Source organism: Nocardia araoensis NBRC 100135 (assembly GCF_000308435.1).
Lineage (GTDB): Bacteria > Actinomycetota > Actinomycetes > Mycobacteriales > Mycobacteriaceae > Nocardia > Nocardia araoensis.
Map to the genome: position 1 here is coordinate 1 of NZ_BAFR01000110.1, position 22552 is coordinate 22552.

Genomic DNA, 22552 nt, shown 5'->3' on the forward strand with positions numbered 1-22552 from the left:
ACCGCGATCGGACGCGAGCACTACCGTCCTCCGCTCATCGCGCATAGATCGTCACTCCCCGGTGCACGGTGCGCAGGCACGTGGGCAGCGGCGCGCCGGGTTCCAGCGCGGGCAACCCTGGGACGCGTGAGCGCGGGTCGGTGGACCAGCGCTGCACCGAGTCCGCGGCCGCGGCGACGACGAGTTCGCCGGCATCCCAGATCGCGTAGGAGGCGGGCGCCCCGGGTACCAGGGTGCCCGCGACGCCGTCGCGAACTCCGCCCGCGCGCCAAGCGCCGCGGGTGGCCGCGGCGAAAGCGGCCCGTGGGGACAGGCCGTGGCCGGGTGTGCGGTGCTCGGCGGCGGCACGCACCGCCGCCCACGGATCGAGCGGGGTGACGGGAGCGTCGGAACCGATCGCCAGGGCCATGCCCGCGGAGGCCATGGCGGCGAACGGGTTCAGCGCCGCGGCGCGCTCGGCGCCCAGCCGCGCCGCGTACATGCCGTCGGCGCCGCCCCACGCGGCGTCGAATCCGGGCTGCACACTGGCGATCACGCCCCAGCGGGCCAGACGGGAGATGTGCTCGGCGTCGAGGAGTTCCGCGTGTTCGACGCGATGCCCGAGCGACGCGACGGCGGGGCCGCCGAGTTCGGCGACCACCCGTTCGATACCACCGACCACGACGTCCATCGCGGCGTCGCCGATTACGTGGAATCCGGCCTGGATGCCCGCGACGGTGCAGGCGCGGACGTGCTCTGCGATCGCGTCGGCGTCGAGATAGCTTCGGCCGCAGCCCGTTTCGTCGGCGTAGGGCGCACGCAGCCACGCGGTGCGCGATCCGAAGGAGCCGTCGACGAACAGGTCGCCGCCGAGCGCGTGCACACCGAGTTCGTCGATCAGGGCGCGGGCCTGCTCGGCGCTGCGCACCGCCTCGCCCCAATAGGCCCGCACCTGGACGCCGTGCTCGAATTCGAGCAGTTCGCGGACGTCGGCGCGGCCCGCGATCTCGGGGCCCGCGCATTCGTGCACCGCGACGACACCGCGCGCGGCGGCGTGGTCCAGTGCGGCGGCGCGCGCTAGATCCCGTTGTGCCCGAGACAGACCGGCGAGCGCGGCGGCGCGCACCAGGTGGTGGGCGGCGGCGCGCACGGGTTCGCCTCGGGTGAATCCATCGGTCGCCGCCAGCTCGGGCAGCGCGTCCAGCAGGGCCGAGGACGCCACCGCGGAGTGGGCGTCCACCCGCGACAGATAGACCTGCCTGCCCGCGCCCACCGCCGCGTCGATCTCCTCGACGGTGGGCGGCCGTCCCTCCGGCCAGGCGGTCTCGTCCCAGCCGTCGCCCAGTATCGCGCCGTCGGAATGCGCCCCGGCGAACTCGCGCAGCAGCCGCAGGCAGTGGTCGAGCGACCGGGCGGCCGACAGGTCGAGCCCGGTCAGCTTCAGCCCCAGCGCGGTGACGTGCACATGCGGATCGACGAACGCGGGCGCGACGAAGGCGCCGTCCAGGTCGACGATCTCGGCGTCCGGATGCAGCGCGCGACCGGGTTGCTCGGCGCCCAGCCAGACGACGGTCCCGTCGCTCACCGCCATCGCCGTGGCATCGGGTGAACTGGCACTGTAGAAACGGCCGCCGATCAGCAACTGGGTACTCACGAGGCACCAGTCTGCCCCATACCCGGTTCGGCGGTTTCGGTCAGCCGTTCAGCACGGGGCGGCCGACCAGATCCTCCGGCTGCGCCAGCACCGCCATCACCTCCGCGTACTCCGGCGGCGCGCCACCGGTTCCCCCGGCCGCCGCGGGCAGGCAACCCGCCTCCACGGCGATCAGCTCGAGCCGCAGCGCCGCGGCCGTGAATCCGGAAATCGACTGTCCCGCAGCGGCCGCCGCTCGTTTCACCGCGGCGGCCAGCTCTTCGCTCACCGTCACGGTGAGTTGCTCGGTGGCCATCGCGCCACGATAGCCCTTCGCGCCGCCGCACGGAACCGGCTGCGGCGAGTTCTAGGTGATCGCGCGGCGCGCGTTGCCCTGGCCGTCGTCGTACCACTGCCCCATGACGACGCCCTCGACCACCTCGCCACCGTCGACGACCACCCCGCGGTAAGGCGCGGTCGCGACGAGCCTGCGGAAGCGCCGTGCGGCGACGGCGGCGAGCACGGGACGCGCCAGGAACCGCGTGGGCGGCAGCAGCAGGAGCAGACCGAACAGCGAGGTGACCAGGCCGGGCACGAACATGAGCACACCGCCCGCGGCGACCAGGGCACCGTCCGCCACGGCGGTCCCCGGCGCCACTTCCCCGCGCGCGGCCCGGCGGAACTGCTCGAACACCCGCCGGCCCTGTGAACCGACCAGCAGCATGCCCGCCCCCGATCCGGCGATCAGCAGCAGGATGGTCGGCAGCGCGCCGATCAGCTGACCGACCGCGACCAGCGCGGCGACTTCCACGACGACGTACAGCACGAACAACAGGGCGGGCATGGCGATCCTTTCGGACGATCTACCGGGTCAACGTCCCGCGCCCGGGTTTTTCTCCCCGATCCGCCTGATAGGTCGCTGAGAGCCCCGCCGTCAGCCGCCCGGCCGCACCAGCCCGGTCTCGTAGGCCAGCACGACCGCCTGCACCCGATCGCGCAGACCGAGTTTGGTGAGCACCCGGCCCACGTGCGTCTTGACCGTGGCCTCCGACAGGTACAACTGCTCGGCGATCTCCGCATTGGAGCGGCCTGCCGCGATCTGCTCGAGCACTTCACGTTCCCGGGCGGTGAGCACGTCCAGCACGCCCGGATCGCGGGTCCGCGCAGGGTTTTCCGCGATGAGCCGATCGAGCAGACGTTTGGTGACCTTCGGCGAGACCACCGCGTCGCCGGCGGCGACGCTGCGGATGGCCGAGACGAGATCCTCCGGCGGAGTGTCCTTCAACAGGAATCCGCTCGCTCCCGCCCGCAGCGCGCCGAGCGCGTGCTCGTCGAGATCGAAGGTCGTCATGACGAGCACCCGGCTGCCGTGCCCGGCCTCCACGATGCGGGTGGTGGCGACCACCCCGTCCACCACGGGCATACGCACGTCCATCAGCACCACGTCGGGGCGCAGTTCCGCCGCCGTGGTGACCGCGGCCGCGCCGTTGGCCGCCTCGCCGATCACTTCGATGTCGGGGTGCGCGCCGAGCACCATCTTCAATCCCATCCGCATGAGTTCCTGGTCATCGACAACGAGCACGGTGATCGGCACGTTCCCAATGTAACGTGACCGCTTCGACGCGCCGGGCGGCATCTGCGGCGGCGGCCTCGCCCGCCCCGTCGGTGGGAGTCGAATCTGCCTGTGGATCAATAAGTTTCGCAAAGCGCGATCGACTGCGGACCCAGCTCAGTCCACCGGTTCGGATCGCAGCGGGATGTCGGCGCGCACCCGCCAGGCTCCGTCGGCGTCGCGGCCCGCGTCCAGGTTGCCGCCGAGCACCGCGACGCGTTCGCGCATCCCGACCAAGCCGAGCCCGCTGCCCTGGATGCGCGCGCCCGGTTCCGGCGGCGCGGCCCCACCGGTGTCGGTCACGTCGATCAGTACGTCGGTATCGGTGCGGCGCACCCGCACCCACGCCTTCGGGTGCGGCCCGGCATGCCGCAGCGTATTGGTCAGCGATTCCTGCACGATGCGGTGCACGCCGAGACTGACTTCCGGCGCGATGTCGTCGAGTTCGCCGGTCAATTCCAGTTCGACGGCCAGACCCGTGCCGCGCATCATCTCCACGAGCTTGGCGATGCCGGCGGTGCCGTGCTGGGGCAGTTGGTCGGGCGCGTGCTCCGTGCGCAGCAGGGCCACGGTTCTGCGCAGTTCGCGCAGCGCTTCGCGGCCGGTGCTCGCGATGGTGGCGAGCGCCTGCTCGGCCGCGTCCGGGTCGCGGCGCAGCGCGTACTTCGCCCCGTCGGCCTGCACGATGATCACGCTCACCGCGTGGGCGACCACATCGTGCAGTTCCCGCGCGATGCGGGTGCGTTCGGCCGCCACGGCGTCGTGCGCGCGACGCTCCTTGTCGTAGTCGGCGACCGCGAGCCGGGCCGCCACCTCGGCGTCGTAGGCGTGCCGCGCGCCGATGAACTCCGCGAGCGTCCAGCACAAGGCATAGAACATGGCCGTGAACACGCTGTCGGACCCGGACGGCTTCCCGATCGCGACGATCGAGAACGCGAGATCCACCACCAGGCCGAGCCCGTACCACAGTCCCTCCCGCCTGCCGACATAAGCGACCAGCGTGTAGAGCATGATGCCGTGGGACAGCTGGGCGATGTGGTCGGCGTCGTCCCGGGCCAGGAAGCCCACCAGCGTCTCGGTCAGCGACAGCGCCAAAGTGGTGGCCGCCATGGCCCGGGGATACACCCGCCGCAGGGCGAGCGGCAGCGGCAGCAGCACGCCGATGGCCAGGTAGGCGAGCTTGTTGTGCGCGTTGCCGACGCCGATGATCTCGAGCAGTACGAAGATCGCCGCCAGCATCGAGTCGGCCACGACGGGCTTGCCCCGGAGCCACAGACTGAAACGACGCACCGGATCAGAGTAAGTGGCCTCGGCGCACGGGCGACCGGGCCCAGCCGACGACTGCCGTCCCCGGCACCGGGCAGGGTCCGGCTCCGCGGTCTGGTTGTCTGGCGGGGTGGAGATCGGAGACTGGGCGGTTTTGTTGACGGCGGCGACAGCGGCGGGTTGGGTGGACGCGGTGGTGGGCGGCGGCGGGCTGATCGTGCTGCCGACGTTGTTCGTGGTGGCCCCCGGTATCGCGCCGCAGACCGCCCTCGGTACCAACAAACTCGCCGCGGTCGCCGGGACGAGCGCCTCGGTGCTGACCTTCGCGCGCAAGGTGCCGATGCGCTGGCGGGTGCTGTTGCCCGCGGCGGTGATCGCCGCGGCGGCAGCGGCGGTGGGCGCGGCCGCGGTCTCGCTGATCGACCGCGAACTGTTCATTCCCATCGTCATGGTGGTGCTGGTCGGCGTAGCGGTATTCGTCACGCTGCGTCCGTCGATCGGCGTCACCCTGGCGACGCATCCGCCCACCAGGCGCAAGGTCGTCCTCACGGTGGCGCTGGCGGCGGGGTTGATCGGCTTCTACGACGGCCTGCTCGGGCCGGGCACCGGAACGTTCCTGATCATCACCTTCGCGACCCTGCTCGGCACCGAGTTCGTGCGCGCCGCCGCCATGGCCAAGGTGATCAACTGCGGATCCAACCTCGGCGCCCTGCTCTTCTTCGGGGCGACCGGGCACATCCTCTGGGCACTCGGCGCGGGAATGGCCGTCGCGAATGTCCTCGGTGCCGTGGTCGGCGCGCGCATGGCGCTGCGGAAGGGCGCCGAGTTCGTCCGCATCGTGCTGCTGGTGGTGGTGATCGGGATGGTGATCAGGTTGGGCTGGCAGCAGTTCGGCTGATCAGCCCACCGGCTGGGCGTGCTGGGTGGCCAGCCATGGTTGCAGCACCCGCGAGGTGGTCTCGTGGATCTCGCGCTGCAGGCGCTCGCCGTCCTCGACGCCCGCGAACGGTCGCTGGAACAACACCGTCAACGCGCCCGACACGGCTCCGACGACCGCGCCGACCAACGCGGCAGCGCCGACCTCGTCGAGTTCGGCGGGGAACGCCTTGTGCAACTGCCTGGCGATCTCGCGCTGGGTGACCAACTGGGCGTGCGCGGCGCGGCCGCTCACCGCGGGCACGGTCCGCGACACCTGAGCGCGCAGCGCCCCGATCCGGGCATGGAGGTCGTCGACGAGGTGCTCGCCGGGGTTGTCACCGGCGGCGCGCAACGCGCGCAGCAGAACCTCCACCGGTCGTTCCCCCGGACGCCTGCTGGCGATCGCCGCCACCGCGGAGCGGACCCGCTCGTCGGATTCCGGGAAGAGCAACTCTTCCTTGCTGGCGAAGTAGTTGAAGAACGTGCGGGTGCCGACGTCCGCCGCCGCGGCGATGTCGGCCACCGTGGTCTCCTCGTAGCCGCTCGTCTCGAACAGCTCGGCTGCGGCTTCCAGGATGGCTCGGCGGGTACGTTCGCGTTTACGGTCACGCAGGGCGGATGGCGGCACGCGGGCACAGTAAAGCATCCGGCGAGCAACACGCGGTAAGGCCGAGTGTCGCGCGCGCCGTGCACGCACCGCCACCGCGCATCCGATGCAAATCGGCACGCGATGCGCTTTCACGCGGCGCGTGTGCACCGCACCGGCATGTTCCCGACTAGGTTGGTGCGGGTGAGCATCGCGACTTCCAGAGACGTGGACGCCGAGTTCCTCGACCTGCCACTGGCCGCGCTCGCCGACGCTGCCCTCGCCGCGGCGACGGCGGCAGGCGCCGAGCACGCCGACCTGCGGGTGCACCGCCTGGTGACCCAATCGATCCGGTTGCGCGACGGGCGAGTCGAGTCCGTCACCGACAGCACCGAACTCGGTTTCGCCGTCCGGGTGATCGTGGACGGCACATGGGGTTTCGCGTCGCACGCCGCGCTCACCCCCGGTACCGCCGCCCAGGTGGCGCGCACCGCCGTCACCGTCGCGACCACGCTGCGGGCACTCAACCGGGAACGCGTCGAGCTGGCCGGCGAGCCGCGTTACACCGACGCGCGCTGGGTGTCGGCCTACGACATCGACCCGTTCACCGTGCCGACCGGCGAGAAGGTCGCGCTGCTGCAGGACTATTCGGAGCGCCTGTCGCACGCGGACGGTGTGGATCACGTCACCGCGAGCGTGCTGCAGGTCAAGGAGCAGACCTTCTACGCCGACACCGCGGGCTCCTCGATCACCCAGCAACGGGTGCGGCTGCACCCGACTCTCGAGGCGATCACCGTGGACGCTGCGGCGGGGGTGTTCGAGACGATGCGCACGCTGGCCGCCCCGGTCGGCCGCGGATGGGAGTACGTGACCGGCGCCGACGGTGTGTGGGACTGGGACGGCGAACTCGCGCGGATTCCGGAATGGCTGGCCGAGAAGGTGAAGGCGCCCAGCGTGCAGGCCGGGCCGACCGACCTCGTCATCGATCCGACGAACCTGTGGCTGACCATCCACGAATCCATCGGCCACGCCACCGAGTACGACCGGGCCATCGGCTATGAATCCGCTTACGCGGGTACTTCTTTCGCAACACCGGACCTGCTCGGGTCGCTGCGCTACGGCACGCCGATCATGCACGTGACCGGCGATCGCACCCAACCGCACGGGCTGGCCACGGTCGGCTACGACGACGAGGGCGTCGCCGGGCAGCGCTGGGATCTGGTCCGCGAGGGCGTCCTGGTCGGCTATCAACTCGACCGGGTGTTCGCGCCGCGCCTCGGCCTGCAGCGGTCCAACGGCTGCTCGTACGCGGACTCGGCGCACCACGTGCCGATCCAGCGGATGGCCAATGTGTCGCTGCAACCCGACCCGGACCGCGACACCAGCACCGAGGAGTTGATCTCCCGGGTGGACGACGGCCTCTACATCGTCGGCGACCGGTCGTGGTCGATCGACATGCAGCGCTACAACTTCCAGTTCACCGGCCAGCGGTTCTTCCGCATCCGCGGCGGCAAGCTCGACGGCCAGGTGCGCGATGTCGCCTACCAGGCCACCACCACCGATTTCTGGGGCGCGATGGAAGCGGTCGGCGGGCCGTCGACCTGGCAGCTCGGAGGCGCGTTCAACTGCGGCAAAGCGCAGCCGGGCCAGGTCGCCGCGGTCAGCCACGGCTGCCCGTCGGTCCTGGTGCGCGGCGTCAACATTCTCAACACCCGGACGGAGGCAGGCCAGTGAGCGAGGATCTGTTCCCCGCAGGCGTGACCGTGGAGCGCGCGCTGGCGCTGTCGCGCGCCGACGAGGCCATGGTGATCGTCCGCGACGAGCACGAGGCGTCGCTGCGCTGGGCGGGCAACTCCATGACCACCAACGGGTCGTCGGTGTCGCGCAAGTGGGCGGTGATCTCGGTGTTCCGCGAAGGGCCCACCCTGGCCCGCGTCGGCACCATCGCTTCGACCAGCGTCGACCCGGACGATATCGAGGCCGTTGTGCGGGCCAGCGAAGCGGCGGCGCGTGGCGCCGAACCCGCGCGGGACGCGATGCCGCTGCTGGAGCCGGACGCCGTCGACGACGACTGGTCCGCCCCGGCGGGCGGCACCGGCATCGAGGTGTTCACCGATCTGGCCGAGGGTTTGTCCGCCGGATTCGACCGCGCCGACCGCCTCTACGGCTTCGCCCATCATCAGATGCACACCACCTGGCTGGGCACCTCGACCGGCATCCGGCGCCGCTTCGTGCAGCCCACCGGTTCGGTGGAGATCAACGGCAAACGCGGCGAGGGCTCGGATCTGGCCAGCGCGTGGGTCGGGGTCGGTACCGCGGACTTCACCGACGTCGACGTATCCGGCCTGCTGACCGACCTGTCCCGCCGCCTGGACTGGGCCAAGCGCAAGATCGAGCTGCCTGCGGGCCGCTACGAGACGCTGCTGCCGCCCTCCACCGTGGCCGATCTGATGATCTACCTGACCTGGTCGATGGAGGGCCGGGGCGCGCAGGAAGGGCATACGGCGTTCGCGCGGGCGGGCGGCACCCGGGTCGGCGAGCGCTTGAGCGATATTCCGCTCACGCTCTACTCCGATCCGCACGCGCCGGGGCTGGAATACCAGCCGTTCGTGGCGGCGACCGCGTCGTCGGAATCGATGTCGGTGTTCGACAACGGCCTGACCGCCGAGCGCGTGGACTGGCTGCGCGACGGCGTGATCTCCGCACTGATCTATCCGCGCGCCACCGCCGCCGAGTTCGACGCGCCCGCCACGGTTCCCGGGGACAATCTGCTGCTCACCGGCGGTTCGGACGCCACGATCGACGACATGATCGCGCGCACCGAACGCGGCTTGCTGCTGACCACCCTGTGGTACATCCGCGAGGTCGATCCGGCGTCACTGCTGCTCACCGGCCTGACCCGGGACGGGGTGTATCTGGTGGAGAACGGCGAGGTCACCGCCGCGGTGAACAACTTCCGGTTCAACGAGAGCCCGCTGGACCTGCTCCGGCGGGTGAGCGAGGCGGGTGCGACCGAGCTGACGCTGCCCCGGGAATGGAAGGACTGGTTCACCCGCACCGCGATGCCGCCCTTGCGGGTTCCCGACTTCCATATGTCGTCGGTCAGTCAGGCGACCTGAGCACGGCTGGTCAGGCAGCGAAATCGATCTCGATGCCGATGGTGCCCGCCTTGCCACGCCGCAGGTTGCTGCCGAGGATGACCAGCGGACCGGTGAGCCAGTACTTGCGGCGCAGCAGCTTGCGCACCCGCTCCGTGCCCTCGGCGTCGAGAATCCGTGCGGTTGCTCCGATCACCTCACCGTGCGGCTTGCCGGTCGCGCTGCACGGTTGCACGGTGACCGCCGGATTGCGGCGCAGGCGCTTGACCTTCCAGCTGTCGGTCACGGTCCAGACGTACAGTTTGCCGTTCTCGGACACCGCCCACACCGCGGTGCCGACGGGCGTGCCGTCCTTGCGGAAGGTGGTCAGCAGCACGTAGTCGGCCTTGGTGACGGCGTCCAGCGAATTCGTCATGCGGGCAGCGTATCCCGCATCCCGGCACGGTGAGCGACGCGGGAACGACGGCGGGTTCGTGCGCGCCTCGCCGGACGTTCACTCCGGCATCCGGTACTCCCCCGATTCCAGGCGGCCCAGCACTCCCTCGGTCCACTTCGACAGATTCTCGAACACGCCGCTCCACAACTCCAGCAGATCGGTCGCGTGCGGCGCCTCGTACCGTCCGGGGAAGTCCGGGATCATGGCCAGCAGGTCGGCGCGCACTTCCTCGCTGCGGCGGCGCTGTTCGCGCAGTTTCTCGATGACGTGCGCCCTCGGCAGGGCGTCCATGAAGGCGATGGCAGCGCCCAGTTCCTCCATGTCGATGCTGACCAGCGCTTCGTCCATGAGTCTGCGGAACTCGGCCTCCCCCGCCTCGGTCAGCTCGAACAGCGTGCGCCCCGGACCCTGGTCGCTGGTCTGGGTGCCGAACGCGCTGAGCTTGCCCTCGCGCGTGAGCTGTTTCAAGGCGTGATAGATCGAGCCGGGCTTGACGTTCGTCCAGGTTTCGGCCCGCCAGGACAGCAGCTCCTGGCGCACCGCGTAGCCGTGCACGGGCTGACGCAGGCGCATCACCCCCAGCACCAGCAGGCGCACCACCGACATCGCGTTCCTTTCGTCCAGGGACGCATGGTAGTCAAGTTTGACTTCCCACGGAAACCGCCCCTAGTCTCAGCTAGTCAAAATTGACTACCGCAGGTAATTGGGAGGTTTTATGGCCGACACGGCGGTACCGCAGCTCTGGACGGGCGACCTGGCCGGCACGCTGGACTTCTACCGGACACTGGGCTACACGGTGACCCACGAGCAGACCCGCCCCTACGTCTACGGCGCCGTGGAAGATCGCGGCTGCGCCCTGCACTTCGTGCCCGCTCCGAAGGACGGCGACATCCCCGCCGAACGCGCCGGCTGCCTCGTGATGGTCGACGACATCGAGGCCAGGCACCAGGCCTTCACCGCGGCGCTGCGCAGCCGCTACGGAAAGGTCCCCGCGAAAGGACTGCCCCGGATCACCCGTTTCCGGCCGGGGCAGTCCCGGTTCACCGTCATCGATCCGGCGGGCAACCAGGTGATCTACATCCAGCGCGACGAACCACCGAAGGTGGAGTACGGCGGCTCCAAGGAGTTCGACGGGCTGGCCAGAGTGCTGGACAACGCCCGCATCCTGCGCGACTTCAAGAACGACGACAGGGCCGCGTTCCGCGTGCTCGAGGTCGGCCTCGGCCGGTTCCGCGCCGAGGCGCCCCGGCGCGACGTGGCGCGGGCACTGGCGGCGCTCGCCGAACTGGCCGTCGCGACCGGCGACCCCGGCGGCGCCGATCGATTCCGGGCGGAATTGCGCGCGATGGAGCTGTCCGCCGAGGAACGCGCGTCCATCGCCGACGAGCTGCGCGCCTCCGACGACCTGTCCGCCTGGCTGTCGGAGACATAGACGCGGCGCGTCAGGCCGCGGTCAGCACCTGCGGCCCATCCGGCGTGATCGCGACGGTGTGCTCGGAATGCGCGGTGCGGGAGCCGTCCGCCGAACGGATGGTCCAGCCGTCGGGGTCGGTGACGATACGGTCGGTCGTGCGCGCGAACCACGGTTCGATCGCGATGGTGAGTCCGGGGCGCAGCCGATAGCCGCGCCCCGGGCGGCCGTCGTTGGGCACGTGCGGGTCCTCGTGCATGGTGCGACCGAGGCCGTGACCGCCGAATTCGGTGTTCACCGGATAGCCGTACGCACGCGCCACCCCGGCGATGGCGGCGGAGATGTCGCCGATGTGGTTGCCCGGCACCGCGACCTCGATCGCCGCGGCCAGCGCCTCCTCGGTCGCCCGCACCAGCCGCACGTCCTCGTCCGCGGCCGACCCGACCACGACCGTGGTCGCCGCGTCCGCGACCCAGCCTTCGACGCCGACCGCGAGGTCCATGGTCAGCACGTCGCCGTCGCGCAAGGCGTAGTCGAATGGAAGTCCATGCAGCACAGCGTCGTTCACCGACAGGCAGACGGTATTGCGAAACGGTCCGCGCCCGAACGATGGCGCGTAGTCCCAGTAGCACGACTGGGCTCCGCGCTCGCGGATGCGTTCCCGGACGTGGGCTTCCAGGTCGAGCAGGTTCACTCCCACCCGCGCCCGCTCGCGCAACTCGGCGAGGACGTCGGCGACGAAGCGCCCCGCCACTCGCATCCGCGCTATTTCCGCGGGGCTCTTCAGCTCGACCATCATTCCTCCAGTACGCCGGTATTTTAATACCAGCTTAGCCGCGACGGTATTTTTATACCAACCCGTCTTGCGGCGGCCAACCGCCGTCCGTAGCCTGAGCGAATGGTCCGTCTTCCGTTGACTCCAGCGCAGGTCGAGGCAGGCCGCCGCCTCGGCTCCGCCCTGCGCGCGGCCCGCGCGGACCGCGAGCTCACCGACGTCGCTCGGGCCGCCGGAATCTCACCTGAGACGCTGCGCAAGATCGAGACCGGCCGGTTGCCCTCCCCCGCCTTCGGCACCGTGGTGGCATTGGCACAGGCGCTCGCGCTACCGCTCGACGATCTCGCCGACATCTGGCGCTCGGCGGGACTGGCCGAGTCCGCCTAGGACGGATCGCCCGCCGCACTCGGAACGATCGCGATCCCGACGGACGCGTCCGCGCCGCGCAGCAACTTGTGCCCGCGAATGGCGAGTTTGCCGATGATCCCGTACTTGTCCGCGACCACGTCACGCACATGCTGCGTGCCGTCCGCGTCGAGGATGCGCGCGCTGCCTCGCAGCACCTCCTCCGCGGTCGGCCGCCCACGCCCGTCGCACACCTGCAGCGTGACATCCGGATTGCGGCGGATCCGCTTGACCTTCCCACTCCCGGGATCGGTCCACACGACGATCCGGTCACCATCCGGGGCCACCCATACCGGTGCGCCGACCGGCGTCCCGTCCTTCTTGAAGGTGGTCAGCTGTACGAATTTGCTCCGACTCATCTCGTTCCACGTCATAGGGAAACGGTAGGCCCGCGCGACGGCGGCGACATCCGACCGCGGAACGGTTCGCGATTACGCGTACGCACGTAGCGCCACGCCCGCGGGACGCCCTCTCACCGCCAGCCGGTGGCGAATTCCAGGGCGAGGCTGGAGATTCCGAGGGCGAGGGAAAGGATGCCGCCGAAGAGCAAGGGGCGATGGCCTGCGGTGCGTAGGCGCTGCGCGGTGAGGGTGGTGCCGACGGCGGCCAAGGCGGCGGCGATCAGCCAGGCGCTGAGGTGGCGCAGGGCTGTCGTCGACGAAGCTGGGATCACACCGGTGGCGGCGGCGGCCGACGCGACGAGGAACAACACCAGGAACAGCGGAACGGTGCGCCACAGTGGCGTGTCGCCCGAGTCGTGCCGCGCTCCGAGTTGCAATCCGACGCACAGCGGGATGATCGCCAGGCTGCGCACCAGCTTCACGATGACGGCGAACTGCGCCGCGACGGAGCCGAAGGCCACCCCGGCGGCGAGCACCGAGGACGTGTCGTTGACGGCGGTGCCCGCCCACAGGCCGAACGCCTCCTCGGACATGCCGAGCAGGCGGCCGAGCGGCGGATAGACCAGCACCGCGACGACATTGAAGACGAAGATGGTGCCGAGAGCGTAGGCGACCCGATCGCGGTCGGGTTTGATGACCGCCGTGGCGGCCGCGATCGCGGAGGCGCCGCAGATGGTGGTGCCCACCGCCACCAGGATGGCGGACTCCCGGTCCAGGGCCAGCAGCCTGCCGACGACCAGCGCGGCCAGTGCGCCGACGAGCAGCGTGCCGACCAGCACGACCATCGTGGCGCGGCCCACGCCGACCACCGCGCCGACGGGCAACCCGAGACCGAGCAGAACGATGGCGGCGCCGAGCAGCCGATGCTGAGCCGAGGCCAGCCCGGGAGCGAAACGCTCGTCCCCGGCGCGACGCGCGAACACGCCGAACACCGCGCCACCGGCCAGCGCGATCACGGGCGCGCCGAGGACGGGCCACACCGTGCCGAGGAAGGTCGCGACGGTGGCGATCGCCGCCGCTGCAGAAAAGCCCGGACCATACCGGCGAATGTGCGTCATCTTCAAGACGATCGCGGCAAACGATCTGTTCGGGTAGCCGTCGTCACGACACCACCCCATAAGCCGCGCTGATGGGCCTGGAGGAACGCCGCGGCGGCCACCGGCTCATAATCTGCCCATGACGCTGCCGCCCGGGACACCCGATCTGGAGGTGCTCGACCTGCTCGTCTCCGTAGCGGAGCTGGGCAGCCTCGGCGCGGCCGCGCGCAGGCACGGCATCAGCCAGCCGGCCGCGAGCATGCGCATCAGCGCCCTGGAACGACGGCTCCGGCTACGGCTGCTGGATCGCGGCCCGACCGGATCGTCGCTCACCGACGCGGGAAGCGCGGTCGTCGGCCATGCGCAACCCGTGCTCGAGGCCGCGCGAGCCTTCGGAGCCGGCGTGGCCGCCCTGCACGCCGCGCAGGTGCCACACCTGCGGATCGCCGCGTCGAAGACCATCGCCGACCACCGGATTCCGCAGTGGCTCAATGCTTTACGCGAGGTATATCCCGAGGTGGCGATATCCCTCGAGGTCGACAACACCCGGCAGGTCGAGGAACTGGTCCGCGCCGCGCGAGCGGACATCGGTTTCGTCGAGGGGCCGCACCCGCCGCCCGGCCTGGGCGGCCGGGTGCTCGGCACGGACGAACTGGTCGTCGTGGTGGCGCCCGGCCATCCGTGGGCGCGGCGCCGCCGACCGGTGACGTTGCGCGACCTCGCCACCACTCCCCTGCTGTGGCGCGAGCCGGGGTCCGGCACCCGGGATACCGTATGGGAAATCCTCGGTGCGGAGTGCCAGCCCGCCCGCCCAGCCGCTGAACTGGGCTCGGCAGCAGCCATTCTCGCCTCCGCCCGAGCCGGAGTCGCACCGGCGGTGCTGAGCCGGTTGATCGCAGGCCCCGATGTGGACAGCGGCGCCTTGGTCGAGGCGAAGACCGCGGACTCCGTCGTGCTCACCCGGAAATTCCGCGCCATCTGGCGCCGTCAAGCGCCCCCGTCCGGACCAGCGGAACTCCTGACCCGATACGCCGCGGGCGGCGTCCGACGCGGTGCGCGCAAGAGGTGAAACATGCACCTCGCATTCGGGACCGCGGGGACGCGGGTGGGCGCGGCGGCGCGAACAGTCGACAATGAATGCCATGACGGTGCGACGAACCGACGGCACAAGCGGCGCGACGGCGCACCGCACGCGGCCGGACGCGTACCGGCGCGAAGCGCCCCGGCGCACGGATCTGGTCTGGTATGCCGCGTACGGCTCGAATATGAGCCTGGCCAGGCTGCGCACCTATCTTCGCGGTGGCAGGCCCGACGGCGGGACCCTCACCCTGCCGGGCTGCCGCGACCACGCCGACCCGCTCCGCTCGACGCCCCTCCTGCTCCGGGGCGTGCTGTATTTCGCCACCGAATCGCTGACCTGGACCGGCGGCCGCGCGTTCTACGACCCCGGCTGCCCGGGCGAGATCGCCGTGCACGCCCATCTGCTGACCACCGCACAGTTCTCCGACATCGCGGCGCAGGAGATGTATCGCGCCCCGGGGACGGAGGTGGACCTGAGCGAGGCGATCGCGAACGGGACGACCACGCTCGGCCCGGGCCGCTACGAAACGTTGGTGTACGCGGGAAGGCACGCCGGGTACCCGGTGCTCACCTTCACCGCGCCCTGGCGTTATCGCGACGTGCGGGGGAATCCGCCCGCCGCCGCCTACCTGCGTTATCTGGCGGCGGGCCTGCACGCGGCGCACGGCTGGTCCGCCCGTACGACCGCGGGTTATCTCGCCACTCGTCCCGGTGCCGACCGGCGCTGGACCCCCGAGACGGTCCGTGCCCTGCTCGGCGACGGCCGGTCGGTGCGCCGAGCCTACGAGGAGACCGCGGCCGCACCGGCCCACGCACCGACCGGCGATCCGTTCTCGGAGTCCCGGTAGCTGCGAGCGACCAGCGCCGCACGCAGGTACCACACCCCGGATGCCTGGGCCGGGTCGAAACCGGTGAGCTGACCGATGCGTTTGAGCCGGTAGTCCACGGTGTTGGTGTGGATGTGCAGCGATCGCGCGGTGCGCTGGCGATTCAGGTTCGTGCCGATGTGACGTTTGAGCGTCTCGAGTAGTTCTGGGTGCTCGTCGAGCGGATCGAGCAGGGTGCGCAAGGTTTCCAGTCCGGGTCCTGGCCGGGTGAGCTGATATTCCAGTGCGAGGTCGTCGAAACGGAACAGACCGCGGGTCCAGCTCAGCCGTTGCACCATGTCCAGCAGTTCGTGCGCACGGTCGGCGGCCGTCGGCACCTCGACCGGGGTAGCGGCGATCACCGTCGCGACGATCGGCACCTGCGCGGCGCGGCCGAGGCTGTCCACCAGTTCGTCCAGGGCCTTGTCCTCCGGCGTCGCGGACGGTAGCAGAATGGTGCCGCCGTCGACGCTCAGCAGCGACAGCACCGATTCACCGCAGCGGGTGGCGAGTTCGGATTGCACCCGGCGCAGCTTCCGACGCGCCACGACCGCACCGTCCAGATGCGGGTTGCGCTCCTCCGGGTGCGGCGGGATGGCCAACGCGACAACGGAATACGAGTCGGCGATCTGGATGCCGCATTCGCGAGCCATGGTGAAGGTGGGGTGCCCACCGAGCAGGGCCGAGGCGAGGGTGTGCGCGGCCGTGTGGTGCTCACCGACCACGGCACGCAACTCGGTCACGTAGGCCCGCGAGACGGTCGAGGTGATGGTGTCCAGGATCTCCAGCAGACGGCGGCTGATCTCCTTGAGACTGTCGAAGTCCGCGGCGGTCGCATTCGCGACGATCAGGTCGAAGCCGAGTTTGAATCCCTCGTGCACGGCGTGGTGGATGGTATCGATCGGGATGCCTTCCCGCGCCCAGCCCGCCGCGGCGTTGCGCAGCAGGAGGGTCTTCTCGGGGATATCGCTGCCGTCGAGCATGCTGACGGCAAGTTCCAGGCACAGGCGGGTGATGTTGGTGATGTCGCCGTTGAGCGCCTCACCGGGGAGCGTCCGGCAGTGCGCGACGGTCTCGATGAAGTGGCCGACCATTTTGCGAGACAGATTCCGCACGTCTCGCAGTGAAGAACTGGCCGGTCGGCCCGACAGGGTCAGATCCGGGCCTGCCGAATCGGTGATGGACATGTGACTCCTTCCCTCCCCGATCGCGGAAAGTACTCCACGGTAACTTGACCCGGTCGGCGTGCCGAGTGCCGAGCCCGCGGTTGGGGACACCACCCGAACCTCGCGACGCGCGTCTGTGAAGCCTCACAAGTCGTAACCGCGCGGTCGAATTCTTTCGATCCCCGTCGTAACGTCGGTGACAGCAGGGTCGCCGCGCGGAGGGAGGGCCATGAACATCGGCCCGCACGAAGAAGATCGGGACAGCACCGAGGTGTCCGCGAGATTCGCTCGTGGCGCCCATCGCGGCGGTCCCGACGCGCTGATCAGAATGGGTTTGGAACTGGCCCTCGTTCTGGTCGACGCGGCCGAGGCGGCGGGCAGTCTCGCCCTGGGCCGGTTCGAGCACGCGGCCACCCGATGCGCCCAGGCGGGCATCCCGATCGAGACGGTGCACGCCGTTCTGCGCGACAGCGTCGACGCGGGCTTGGCCGTGCCCGCGACGGATTGCCCCGAGCGGCGCACCGCGCGCGACCGGGTCGAGCCCGGCGTGCTCAGCGAATTCCTGGAGGCGCTGAACTCGGTGGTCGCCCGGAGTTACGCGAACTGATCCCGACGGATCCCCGGCCGTCGCTCACAGGGCGGCGACGAGCGCGGCGCTCTCCAGCGCGCATCCGTAGCCGATGGTGATACCGGAGCCGCCGTGGCCGTAATTGTGGACGACGGGCGTTCCGGGTAGCACCGCGGTATCGAGTTCCACACGAACTTCGCGGCGACCAGGGCGCAGTCCCACCACGGTCTCCAGGACTTCGCTGCCGTCGAGGCCGGGTACCAGGTCGCGGCAGCGCCGCAGGATCGATCGGGTGAGGTCGGGGTCCGGCGTGGTGTCCCATTCGCCGTCGTCCAGGGAACCGCCCAAGACGCAGTCCTTCGCGCGCGGGTGGACGTACGCGCGACCGAGCGGATGGGCTTCGTCGCGGACCGACACCGACAACCCGGGGTTCACGACCCGGACGATCTGGCCGCGGATCGGATACATCTCCCGGTCGCCCACCAGCTCGGCGGCCCGCAGACCGGCGCAGTTGACCACGACGTCGGCCGATAGATCGGCGAGATCGTCGAGGCGCCGCACCGCGCGCAGCACGCGTCGCGCACCGGCGGCGTCCACTTGCGCGCTCAGGAACGGCAAGTAGGTCGGCATCTCCACCAAGGGCACTTCGAAACAGAAGCCGAATCCGTAGCCGGGAGGCAGGTCCGCCCGATCGACCGACCGGAACGACCGCACCGACCGCGACCACGCGGGAATCGCGGGCTCCTCGCGATACAGCGCCATGGACGCGCACATCCGCACGCCCGGCGCACCGGCGGCAGCCAGTCCGGCCAAGTGCTCGAAAGTCGTCTCGCTCCAAGCCATGACGCGGTCGGCGGGGCCTGCGGCGGTCGGGAACCACACCGCGGCGGCCAGGAAGGAGGTCGTCGCCGTGATGGAATCGGCGCTGACGACGATGACCTCGTGCCGGGCCCGGAGCAGTTCGGCCGCGGTGGACAGACCCGAGATGCCCGAGCCGAGGACGACGATCCGCATGGGAGCGAGACTATCCAGCCGCGCGGACCCCGCGCCGTTCCCGCAGCACCGCCCGTGGGAGGCACGGATCAGTCGGCGTCGTCGAGCGACGTGACACCGGTGGTCACGGCCACCACCGGCCACTGCGGCCCCGCGCACGCCGCGGCCACGGTACTGCCCTCCGCGAAACCGCCCCGGCTCTCGCCGGTCCCCGCCATGTCCACGCGGGGGCCTGCCGCCTCGGCCGAGCCGATCAGCACACAGTTCCAGCTCTCCGACGGTGGCTGACTGCCCACCGCGATGGTGCCCTCCTCCTGGGTGTCCGCCGACAGGGTCGGCCCTGCGGCGGCCACCCCCGCGCCGGCGGCGGCGGCGATCACGGCGAAGCCCACGGTCGCGGCGAGACGTGCAGCGATCCGATACATGTGACAACTCCTTCTCCAGCGCCCCTTGTCGTTCGCGTTGCCGTCCTCCGGCCGTTCAAACCGCGCCGAACGCGGGCGGCAACCGTTTGGCGAACGCACGCGTCCGACTGACTAGCCCGCCGGGCCCTGGGTATCACAAACACATGGACGATCGGCGGCTGACCATCGGAGTCGAAGAGGAGTTCTTGCTCGTCGACCCGGGTACCGGCGAACCGCTGGCACGCAACGTCGAGGTGGCGCGCACCGCCGAGGAACTCGGCATCGACCTGCAACTGGAACTGACCCGCTGCCAGGTGGAGACCAGCACCGCGGTCCACACCGATATCGGTGCGCTGCACCGGCAGTTACGCGACTTGCGCCGCGGCATCGCCGCCTGCGCCGAGCGCAACGACGCCCGCCTGCTCGCGGTCGGCATCCCGCCCACCGTCCCGCACGAGTTCCCGGTCACCGATACCCCGCGTTACCAACGCATCGAAGAGAACTTCGGCATGCTCGCCCATGAGCAGGGGTTGTCGGGCTGTCACGTGCACATCGGCATCCCCGACGTCGAAACGGCGATCCAGGTCAGCAACCACCTACGGCCGTGGCTGCCGCAATTACTGGCGATGACCGCGAACTCGGCCATCTACCGCGGCACCGAAACCGGCTTCGCCAGCTGGCGCAGCATCCTGTGGCGGCGCTGGCCCAGCGCCGGACCACCGCCGTACTTCGAATCCGCGCGTCACTACGAGGCGATGGTCGCGATGATGCTCAACAGCGGCAGCATCCTGGACAAGCAGATGGTCTACTGGGATGTCCGTCCCTCGGTCACGTTCCCGACCGTCGAGATCCGGGTGAGCGACATTCCGGCCACCGTCGAGGAAACCGCGCTCTTGGCCGCGCTGGTGCGCGCCATCGTCGTGATGGCGGAGAGATCGCTGGCGGCGGGGCAGGCGGCGCCGCAGGTGCCCGCCGAGATGTTGCGGGCGGCGTACTGGAAAGCGGCGCGTTCGGGACTGGCCGGCGACGGCGTCGACCCTCGTGACGGCACGGTGGCGCCCGTGCGCGACCTGCTGTCGCGGCTGATCGACCACGCCGCGCCCGCACTGGACGAAGCGGGCGATCGCCGGTTCGTGGACGAGGCGTTCGGCCGCCTGCTCGCGCGCGGCAACGGCGCGCACCGGCAGGTCGCGGCGCTGCGGGTGCGCGGGGAGATCGATGACGTCGTCGAAGAGGTGGCGCGCGCGACCCTGCAAGGCTGCGACCAGCCAGGAAGTTCCCGTGCGACGCCGGTGACCGGAGCGCCGCTCAACTGAGCAGGACGGTGGCTATCCGCCGGGTTGCCGACCGCGACGATCCGCGGCCAGTACCACCCGGGCCAGGCGGCGCAGGCCCGACAGCTCGCTCGACTCACGGCGGCGGCGCCGTGCGTTCGGATCCGAGTCGGCGATGGCCCGCAGAATTCTCGACTCGAGGGTGGGTGGTGGATTCACCGCGGCCGTCGCGCTCAGCGCCGCCACAGTCTCCCGAATGCGCCGCACCGTGGCCCGGAATGCCGCGACGGTGCCGGAATCAGCTGTCTCGAGCCGATTTTCGATGCGCCTGCGCTCGATCTCGGCCACCGCGTCCATCGCGTACGGGTACGCCAGATCGAGCAGATCCGCGCGACACGGCTCGATGCCCGTCATCGCCGGTCACCGTCGACCGGCCCGACCGCAAGCCAGGGACGCGCCGTGGACCGCGGCCTCGCCGCGATCTCGATGCCCGGACGGAGCGGGGACTCCGCAGCCGTACGACCGTGCGTGGACCGACCTGCGCCGCGGTCTCGGCCCATGTGCTCTGCGCCAACCCGCATGCCTTCACTTCGCGGCGCACCGCCTCGCGGATTGGATTCTCGCCATATTCCACCCGAACACGGGTACTCTCTTCGTCCGCCGAGTTCCGATGGTCTCGGACCGAAGGTCGGCGGCCGCGGCGGGACCCCGCACCCGTCCCATCTTCCGACGCAGAGGAGAACATCGATGCGCACCGAGCTCCGTGACGAGCGTGGCGTCCCGCTGGAACACGTCACCGTGGCGCTCGGCTGGGATCCGGCCCCGCGTTCACGCTTCTTCGGTCGGCGCGAGGAGATCGATCTCAACGTCGCGGCCCTGCTCTTCGCCGCGGACCGGCTCGTCGACGTGGTGTACCACGAGCAGCTCAGCTCGACCGACGGTGCCGTCCGCCTGCACGGCGACAGCATGACCGGGGAAGGCGCGGGTGACGACGAGATCATCAGCGTGGACCTGTCCCGCCTCACCGCGCAGGTGACGACGGTGCTGTTCCTCATCACCTGCTACACCGGCCAGACCTTCGACCGGATCGCGAACGCCTACTGCCGGGTGATCGACACCGTGGCGGGTACCCAGCTCGCCCGCCACGAGTTGACCGGCGGCGGCTCGCACACCGGCCTGGTACTCGGTCGAGTGCGCCGCGCCGACGGCGCCTGGCACTTCCAGGACGTCGGCGCGGGCGTGCAAGCGCGGCACCCGGTGGATGCCATTCCGCAGATCGGCCCTCACCTCACCTGAGTTCGTAGCGATCCGCCTGCACCGCAACGGCTTCCGACCCGTCGCGAGCTTCGATTCCGCGGCGGCCGTTGCGCGCGTCGCACACCCCTACCGGCCGTGACCGGCCGCGCGTCCGATTGGAATCCGGGCGCGCGGGTAGTCGCCGGGCAGGAGGTGTGACATGCCGAAGGAGGTCTCATGACCGAGACGACACAGGTTCGCCCGCCCGCGAACTCGCGGTCGGTCACCGAGCTGGTCGAGGACGCCACCACCCAGGTGTCCCGGCTCATCCGCGACGAACTCCAGCTCGCGCGCGTCGAGATGCGCGAGAAGGGCAAACGGTTCGGCTTCGGAGCGGGCCTGGCGGGTGTGGCGGCGCTGCTGGCGTTCTACGGCGGGGCGACATTGGTCGCCGCGGCGGTACTCGGGCTCACCGAGGTGCTGCCGGGCTGGGCGTCCGCGCTGATCGTCGCGGGCGCGCTGCTCGTGATCGCGGCGGTACTCGGCCTGGCAGGCAAGAAGAGCGTCGAGGACGCGAATCCGCCGATCCCGCGGGAAGCGGTCGAGGGCGTGCGCGAGGACATCGAGGCGATCAAGGACAGGAGGCGGGCATGAGTGACAGCCGACCCGGGGCCGAGCAGCCCACCGACGACGTCGCGGCCCTGCGGCGTGACCGCGATCAGGCCAGGGCCGATCTCGGCCGGACGGTCGAGGAACTCGGCCACAAGCTCGATGTGCCCGCGCGAAGCAAGGAGAAGGCGCACGACGCCGTCGAGGCGACCCAGCACGCGGCGTCCGAGGCGGCGCTCACCGTAGCGGACAAGGCCCAGCAGGCCAGGACGGGCGCGGCAGAACTGGCCCACCGGGTGGCCGCGGCGACACCGGAGCCGGTGGTCGAACGCGGCAGGCAGGCCGGTGGCGCGCTGCGCGCCTATCCGATCCCCGCCGCCCTCGGCGCGGCGGTGGTCGCGGTCGTGGTGTGGCAGATCGTGCGGAGGCGGCGATGAAGACGCTCTACAAACCCCTCGGCCTGCTGATCAGTGTGCTCGGCGGCCTCGCGGCGAATGCCGTGTTCACCAAGCTGTGGAAGCGGATCACCGGCGAGCCGAAGGCTCCGACGTCCACCGCGCAGGATCATTCCTGGCGCGAGGTGCTGTTCGCCGCGGCGTTGCAGGGCGCGGTGTTCGGCCTGGTCAAAGCCGCGATCGACCGCGCGGGCGCGACGGGCTACGAATCGCTCACCGGCACCTGGCCGGAATAGCGCCACCGCGCGAAAGCGGCGCTTCGCCGCGGCTGAAACGGAAGCCGCCGTGACTCGACGTTGCTCGAGTCACGGCGGCTTTTCGGTGTGCGTCCGCACACAGTCGTC

Annotated in this window: 28 protein-coding genes; 13 read left to right on the forward strand and 15 right to left on the reverse strand. The window is 70.5% G+C overall.

Annotation, left to right across the window (positions count from 1 at the left end):
- Window positions 1–34: 34 nt before the first annotated feature.
- From ON21_RS14110 to ON21_RS14130, 5 genes are all read right to left on the reverse strand, one after another.
- On the reverse strand, window positions 35–1633 hold the full coding sequence (locus ON21_RS14110; RefSeq protein WP_039798338.1) for an amidohydrolase: 1599 nt from the start codon (window positions 1631–1633) through the stop codon (window positions 35–37).
- Between the two features lie 40 nt (window positions 1634–1673).
- Window positions 1674–1928 carry a ribbon-helix-helix protein, CopG family gene (locus ON21_RS14115; protein ID WP_039798339.1) on the reverse strand — a complete coding sequence of 85 codons (255 nt, stop codon included), beginning with the start codon at window positions 1926–1928 and terminating at the stop codon, window positions 1674–1676.
- A gap of 51 nt (window positions 1929–1979) precedes the next feature.
- Entirely contained in the window at window positions 1980–2456 is a 477-nt protein-coding gene (locus ON21_RS14120) for an FxsA family protein (RefSeq protein WP_039798340.1), read from the reverse strand.
- Window positions 2457–2546: 90 nt separating this feature from the next.
- On the reverse strand, window positions 2547–3206 hold the full coding sequence (locus tag ON21_RS14125; protein ID WP_039798341.1) for a response regulator: 660 nt from the start codon (window positions 3204–3206) through the stop codon (window positions 2547–2549).
- Between the two features lie 135 nt (window positions 3207–3341).
- Window positions 3342–4514 carry a sensor histidine kinase gene (locus ON21_RS14130; RefSeq protein ID WP_039798342.1) on the reverse strand — a complete coding sequence of 391 codons (1173 nt, stop codon included), beginning with the start codon at window positions 4512–4514 and terminating at the stop codon, window positions 3342–3344.
- A gap of 106 nt (window positions 4515–4620) precedes the next feature.
- On the opposite strand from ON21_RS14130, the gene ON21_RS14135 reads away from it, so the two are divergent.
- The gene (locus tag ON21_RS14135; protein ID WP_039798343.1) at window positions 4621–5388 is read left to right on the forward strand and encodes a TSUP family transporter; all 768 of its coding nucleotides are present in this window, start codon (window positions 4621–4623) and stop codon (window positions 5386–5388) included.
- Here the strand turns inward: ON21_RS14135 and ON21_RS14140 are convergent, their stop codons facing one another.
- Window positions 5389–6036 carry a TetR/AcrR family transcriptional regulator gene (locus tag ON21_RS14140; RefSeq protein ID WP_245562601.1) on the reverse strand — a complete coding sequence of 216 codons (648 nt, stop codon included), beginning with the start codon at window positions 6034–6036 and terminating at the stop codon, window positions 5389–5391. It abuts the gene before it with no gap.
- A gap of 138 nt (window positions 6037–6174) precedes the next feature.
- Here ON21_RS14140 and ON21_RS14145 point away from each other — a divergent pair, with 138 nt between their 5' ends.
- Window positions 6175–7728, forward strand: a complete 1554-nt coding sequence (locus tag ON21_RS14145; RefSeq protein ID WP_051020794.1) for a TldD/PmbA family protein — start codon at window positions 6175–6177, stop codon at window positions 7726–7728.
- Window positions 7729–7796: 68 nt separating this feature from the next.
- Window positions 7797–9113, forward strand: coding sequence for a metallopeptidase TldD-related protein (locus tag ON21_RS14150; protein ID WP_051020795.1), 1317 nt, complete (start codon window positions 7797–7799; stop codon window positions 9111–9113).
- A gap of 10 nt (window positions 9114–9123) precedes the next feature.
- Here ON21_RS14150 and ON21_RS14155 read toward each other — a convergent pair whose 3' ends face one another.
- Together ON21_RS14155 and ON21_RS14160 are read right to left on the reverse strand one after the other, a co-directional pair.
- On the reverse strand, window positions 9124–9507 hold the full coding sequence (locus ON21_RS14155) for a PPOX class F420-dependent oxidoreductase (RefSeq protein WP_039798344.1): 384 nt from the start codon (window positions 9505–9507) through the stop codon (window positions 9124–9126).
- A gap of 78 nt (window positions 9508–9585) precedes the next feature.
- Complete coding sequence (locus ON21_RS14160) at window positions 9586–10134, reverse strand: PadR family transcriptional regulator (protein WP_039798345.1); 549 nt, start codon at window positions 10132–10134, stop codon at window positions 9586–9588.
- A 109-nt stretch (window positions 10135–10243) separates the two neighbouring features.
- On the opposite strand from ON21_RS14160, the gene ON21_RS14165 reads away from it, so the two are divergent.
- A complete protein-coding gene (locus ON21_RS14165) occupies window positions 10244–10960 on the forward strand; it encodes a DUF8817 family protein (protein WP_039798346.1) in 717 nt (238 codons plus the stop codon).
- Window positions 10961–10970: 10 nt separating this feature from the next.
- Here the strand turns inward: ON21_RS14165 and map are convergent, their stop codons facing one another.
- Window positions 10971–11735 carry a type I methionyl aminopeptidase gene (map, locus tag ON21_RS14170; protein ID WP_039798376.1) on the reverse strand — a complete coding sequence of 255 codons (765 nt, stop codon included), beginning with the start codon at window positions 11733–11735 and terminating at the stop codon, window positions 10971–10973.
- Between the two features lie 102 nt (window positions 11736–11837).
- Here map and ON21_RS14175 point away from each other — a divergent pair, with 102 nt between their 5' ends.
- On the forward strand, window positions 11838–12101 hold the full coding sequence (locus ON21_RS14175) for a helix-turn-helix transcriptional regulator (RefSeq protein ID WP_039798347.1): 264 nt from the start codon (window positions 11838–11840) through the stop codon (window positions 12099–12101).
- On the opposite strand, the gene ON21_RS14180 is transcribed toward ON21_RS14175, so the two are convergent.
- Window positions 12098–12493, reverse strand: a complete 396-nt coding sequence (locus ON21_RS14180) for a PPOX class F420-dependent oxidoreductase (RefSeq protein WP_039798348.1) — start codon at window positions 12491–12493, stop codon at window positions 12098–12100. The two genes, ON21_RS14175 and ON21_RS14180, sit on opposite strands and share 4 nt — an antisense overlap.
- A 98-nt stretch (window positions 12494–12591) precedes the next feature.
- Complete coding sequence (locus tag ON21_RS14185; protein WP_039798349.1) at window positions 12592–13578, reverse strand: YeiH family protein; 987 nt, start codon at window positions 13576–13578, stop codon at window positions 12592–12594.
- 118 nt (window positions 13579–13696) lie between these two features.
- Here ON21_RS14185 and ON21_RS14190 point away from each other — a divergent pair, with 118 nt between their 5' ends.
- Both ON21_RS14190 and ON21_RS40085 read left to right on the forward strand, forming a co-directional pair.
- Window positions 13697–14626 carry a LysR substrate-binding domain-containing protein gene (locus ON21_RS14190; protein WP_039798350.1) on the forward strand — a complete coding sequence of 310 codons (930 nt, stop codon included), beginning with the start codon at window positions 13697–13699 and terminating at the stop codon, window positions 14624–14626.
- Window positions 14627–14699: 73 nt separating this feature from the next.
- Window positions 14700–15485 carry a histone deacetylase gene (locus ON21_RS40085; RefSeq protein WP_245562602.1) on the forward strand — a complete coding sequence of 262 codons (786 nt, stop codon included), beginning with the start codon at window positions 14700–14702 and terminating at the stop codon, window positions 15483–15485.
- On the opposite strand, the gene ON21_RS14200 is transcribed toward ON21_RS40085, so the two are convergent.
- Complete coding sequence (locus ON21_RS14200; RefSeq protein WP_039798351.1) at window positions 15419–16690, reverse strand: PucR family transcriptional regulator; 1272 nt, start codon at window positions 16688–16690, stop codon at window positions 15419–15421. The genes ON21_RS40085 and ON21_RS14200 overlap by 67 nt on opposite strands.
- A 208-nt stretch (window positions 16691–16898) precedes the next feature.
- On the opposite strand from ON21_RS14200, the gene ON21_RS14205 reads away from it, so the two are divergent.
- Window positions 16899–17276 carry a hypothetical protein gene (locus ON21_RS14205; RefSeq protein ID WP_039798353.1) on the forward strand — a complete coding sequence of 126 codons (378 nt, stop codon included), beginning with the start codon at window positions 16899–16901 and terminating at the stop codon, window positions 17274–17276.
- 24 nt (window positions 17277–17300) lie between these two features.
- Here the strand turns inward: ON21_RS14205 and ON21_RS14210 are convergent, their stop codons facing one another.
- Complete coding sequence (locus ON21_RS14210) at window positions 17301–18251, reverse strand: FAD-dependent oxidoreductase (protein ID WP_039798355.1); 951 nt, start codon at window positions 18249–18251, stop codon at window positions 17301–17303.
- Between the two features lie 68 nt (window positions 18252–18319).
- On the reverse strand, window positions 18320–18655 hold the full coding sequence (locus ON21_RS14215) for a hypothetical protein (RefSeq protein ID WP_039798357.1): 336 nt from the start codon (window positions 18653–18655) through the stop codon (window positions 18320–18322).
- A 143-nt stretch (window positions 18656–18798) separates the two neighbouring features.
- On the opposite strand from ON21_RS14215, the gene ON21_RS14220 reads away from it, so the two are divergent.
- Window positions 18799–19950, forward strand: coding sequence for a carboxylate-amine ligase (locus tag ON21_RS14220; protein ID WP_051020791.1), 1152 nt, complete (start codon window positions 18799–18801; stop codon window positions 19948–19950).
- Between the two features lie 12 nt (window positions 19951–19962).
- Here the strand turns inward: ON21_RS14220 and ON21_RS14225 are convergent, their stop codons facing one another.
- On the reverse strand, window positions 19963–20322 hold the full coding sequence (locus tag ON21_RS14225; protein WP_051020792.1) for an RskA family anti-sigma factor: 360 nt from the start codon (window positions 20320–20322) through the stop codon (window positions 19963–19965).
- 333 nt (window positions 20323–20655) lie between these two features.
- Here ON21_RS14225 and ON21_RS14230 point away from each other — a divergent pair, with 333 nt between their 5' ends.
- From ON21_RS14230 to ON21_RS14245, 4 genes are all read left to right on the forward strand, one after another.
- Window positions 20656–21204 carry a TerD family protein gene (locus ON21_RS14230; RefSeq protein ID WP_039798359.1) on the forward strand — a complete coding sequence of 183 codons (549 nt, stop codon included), beginning with the start codon at window positions 20656–20658 and terminating at the stop codon, window positions 21202–21204.
- A 177-nt stretch (window positions 21205–21381) separates the two neighbouring features.
- Window positions 21382–21798, forward strand: coding sequence for a phage holin family protein (locus ON21_RS14235; RefSeq protein ID WP_039798360.1), 417 nt, complete (start codon window positions 21382–21384; stop codon window positions 21796–21798).
- Entirely contained in the window at window positions 21795–22190 is a 396-nt protein-coding gene (locus ON21_RS35835) for a DUF3618 domain-containing protein (RefSeq protein ID WP_051020793.1), read from the forward strand. The genes ON21_RS14235 and ON21_RS35835 overlap by 4 nt, the downstream gene beginning before the upstream one ends.
- Window positions 22187–22444: a DUF4235 domain-containing protein gene (locus ON21_RS14245; protein WP_039798361.1), complete on the forward strand. Its 258-nt coding sequence runs from the start codon at window positions 22187–22189 to the stop codon at window positions 22442–22444. Before ON21_RS35835 ends, ON21_RS14245 begins: the two co-directional genes overlap by 4 nt.
- The last annotated feature ends 108 nt before the right edge of the window (window positions 22445–22552 follow it).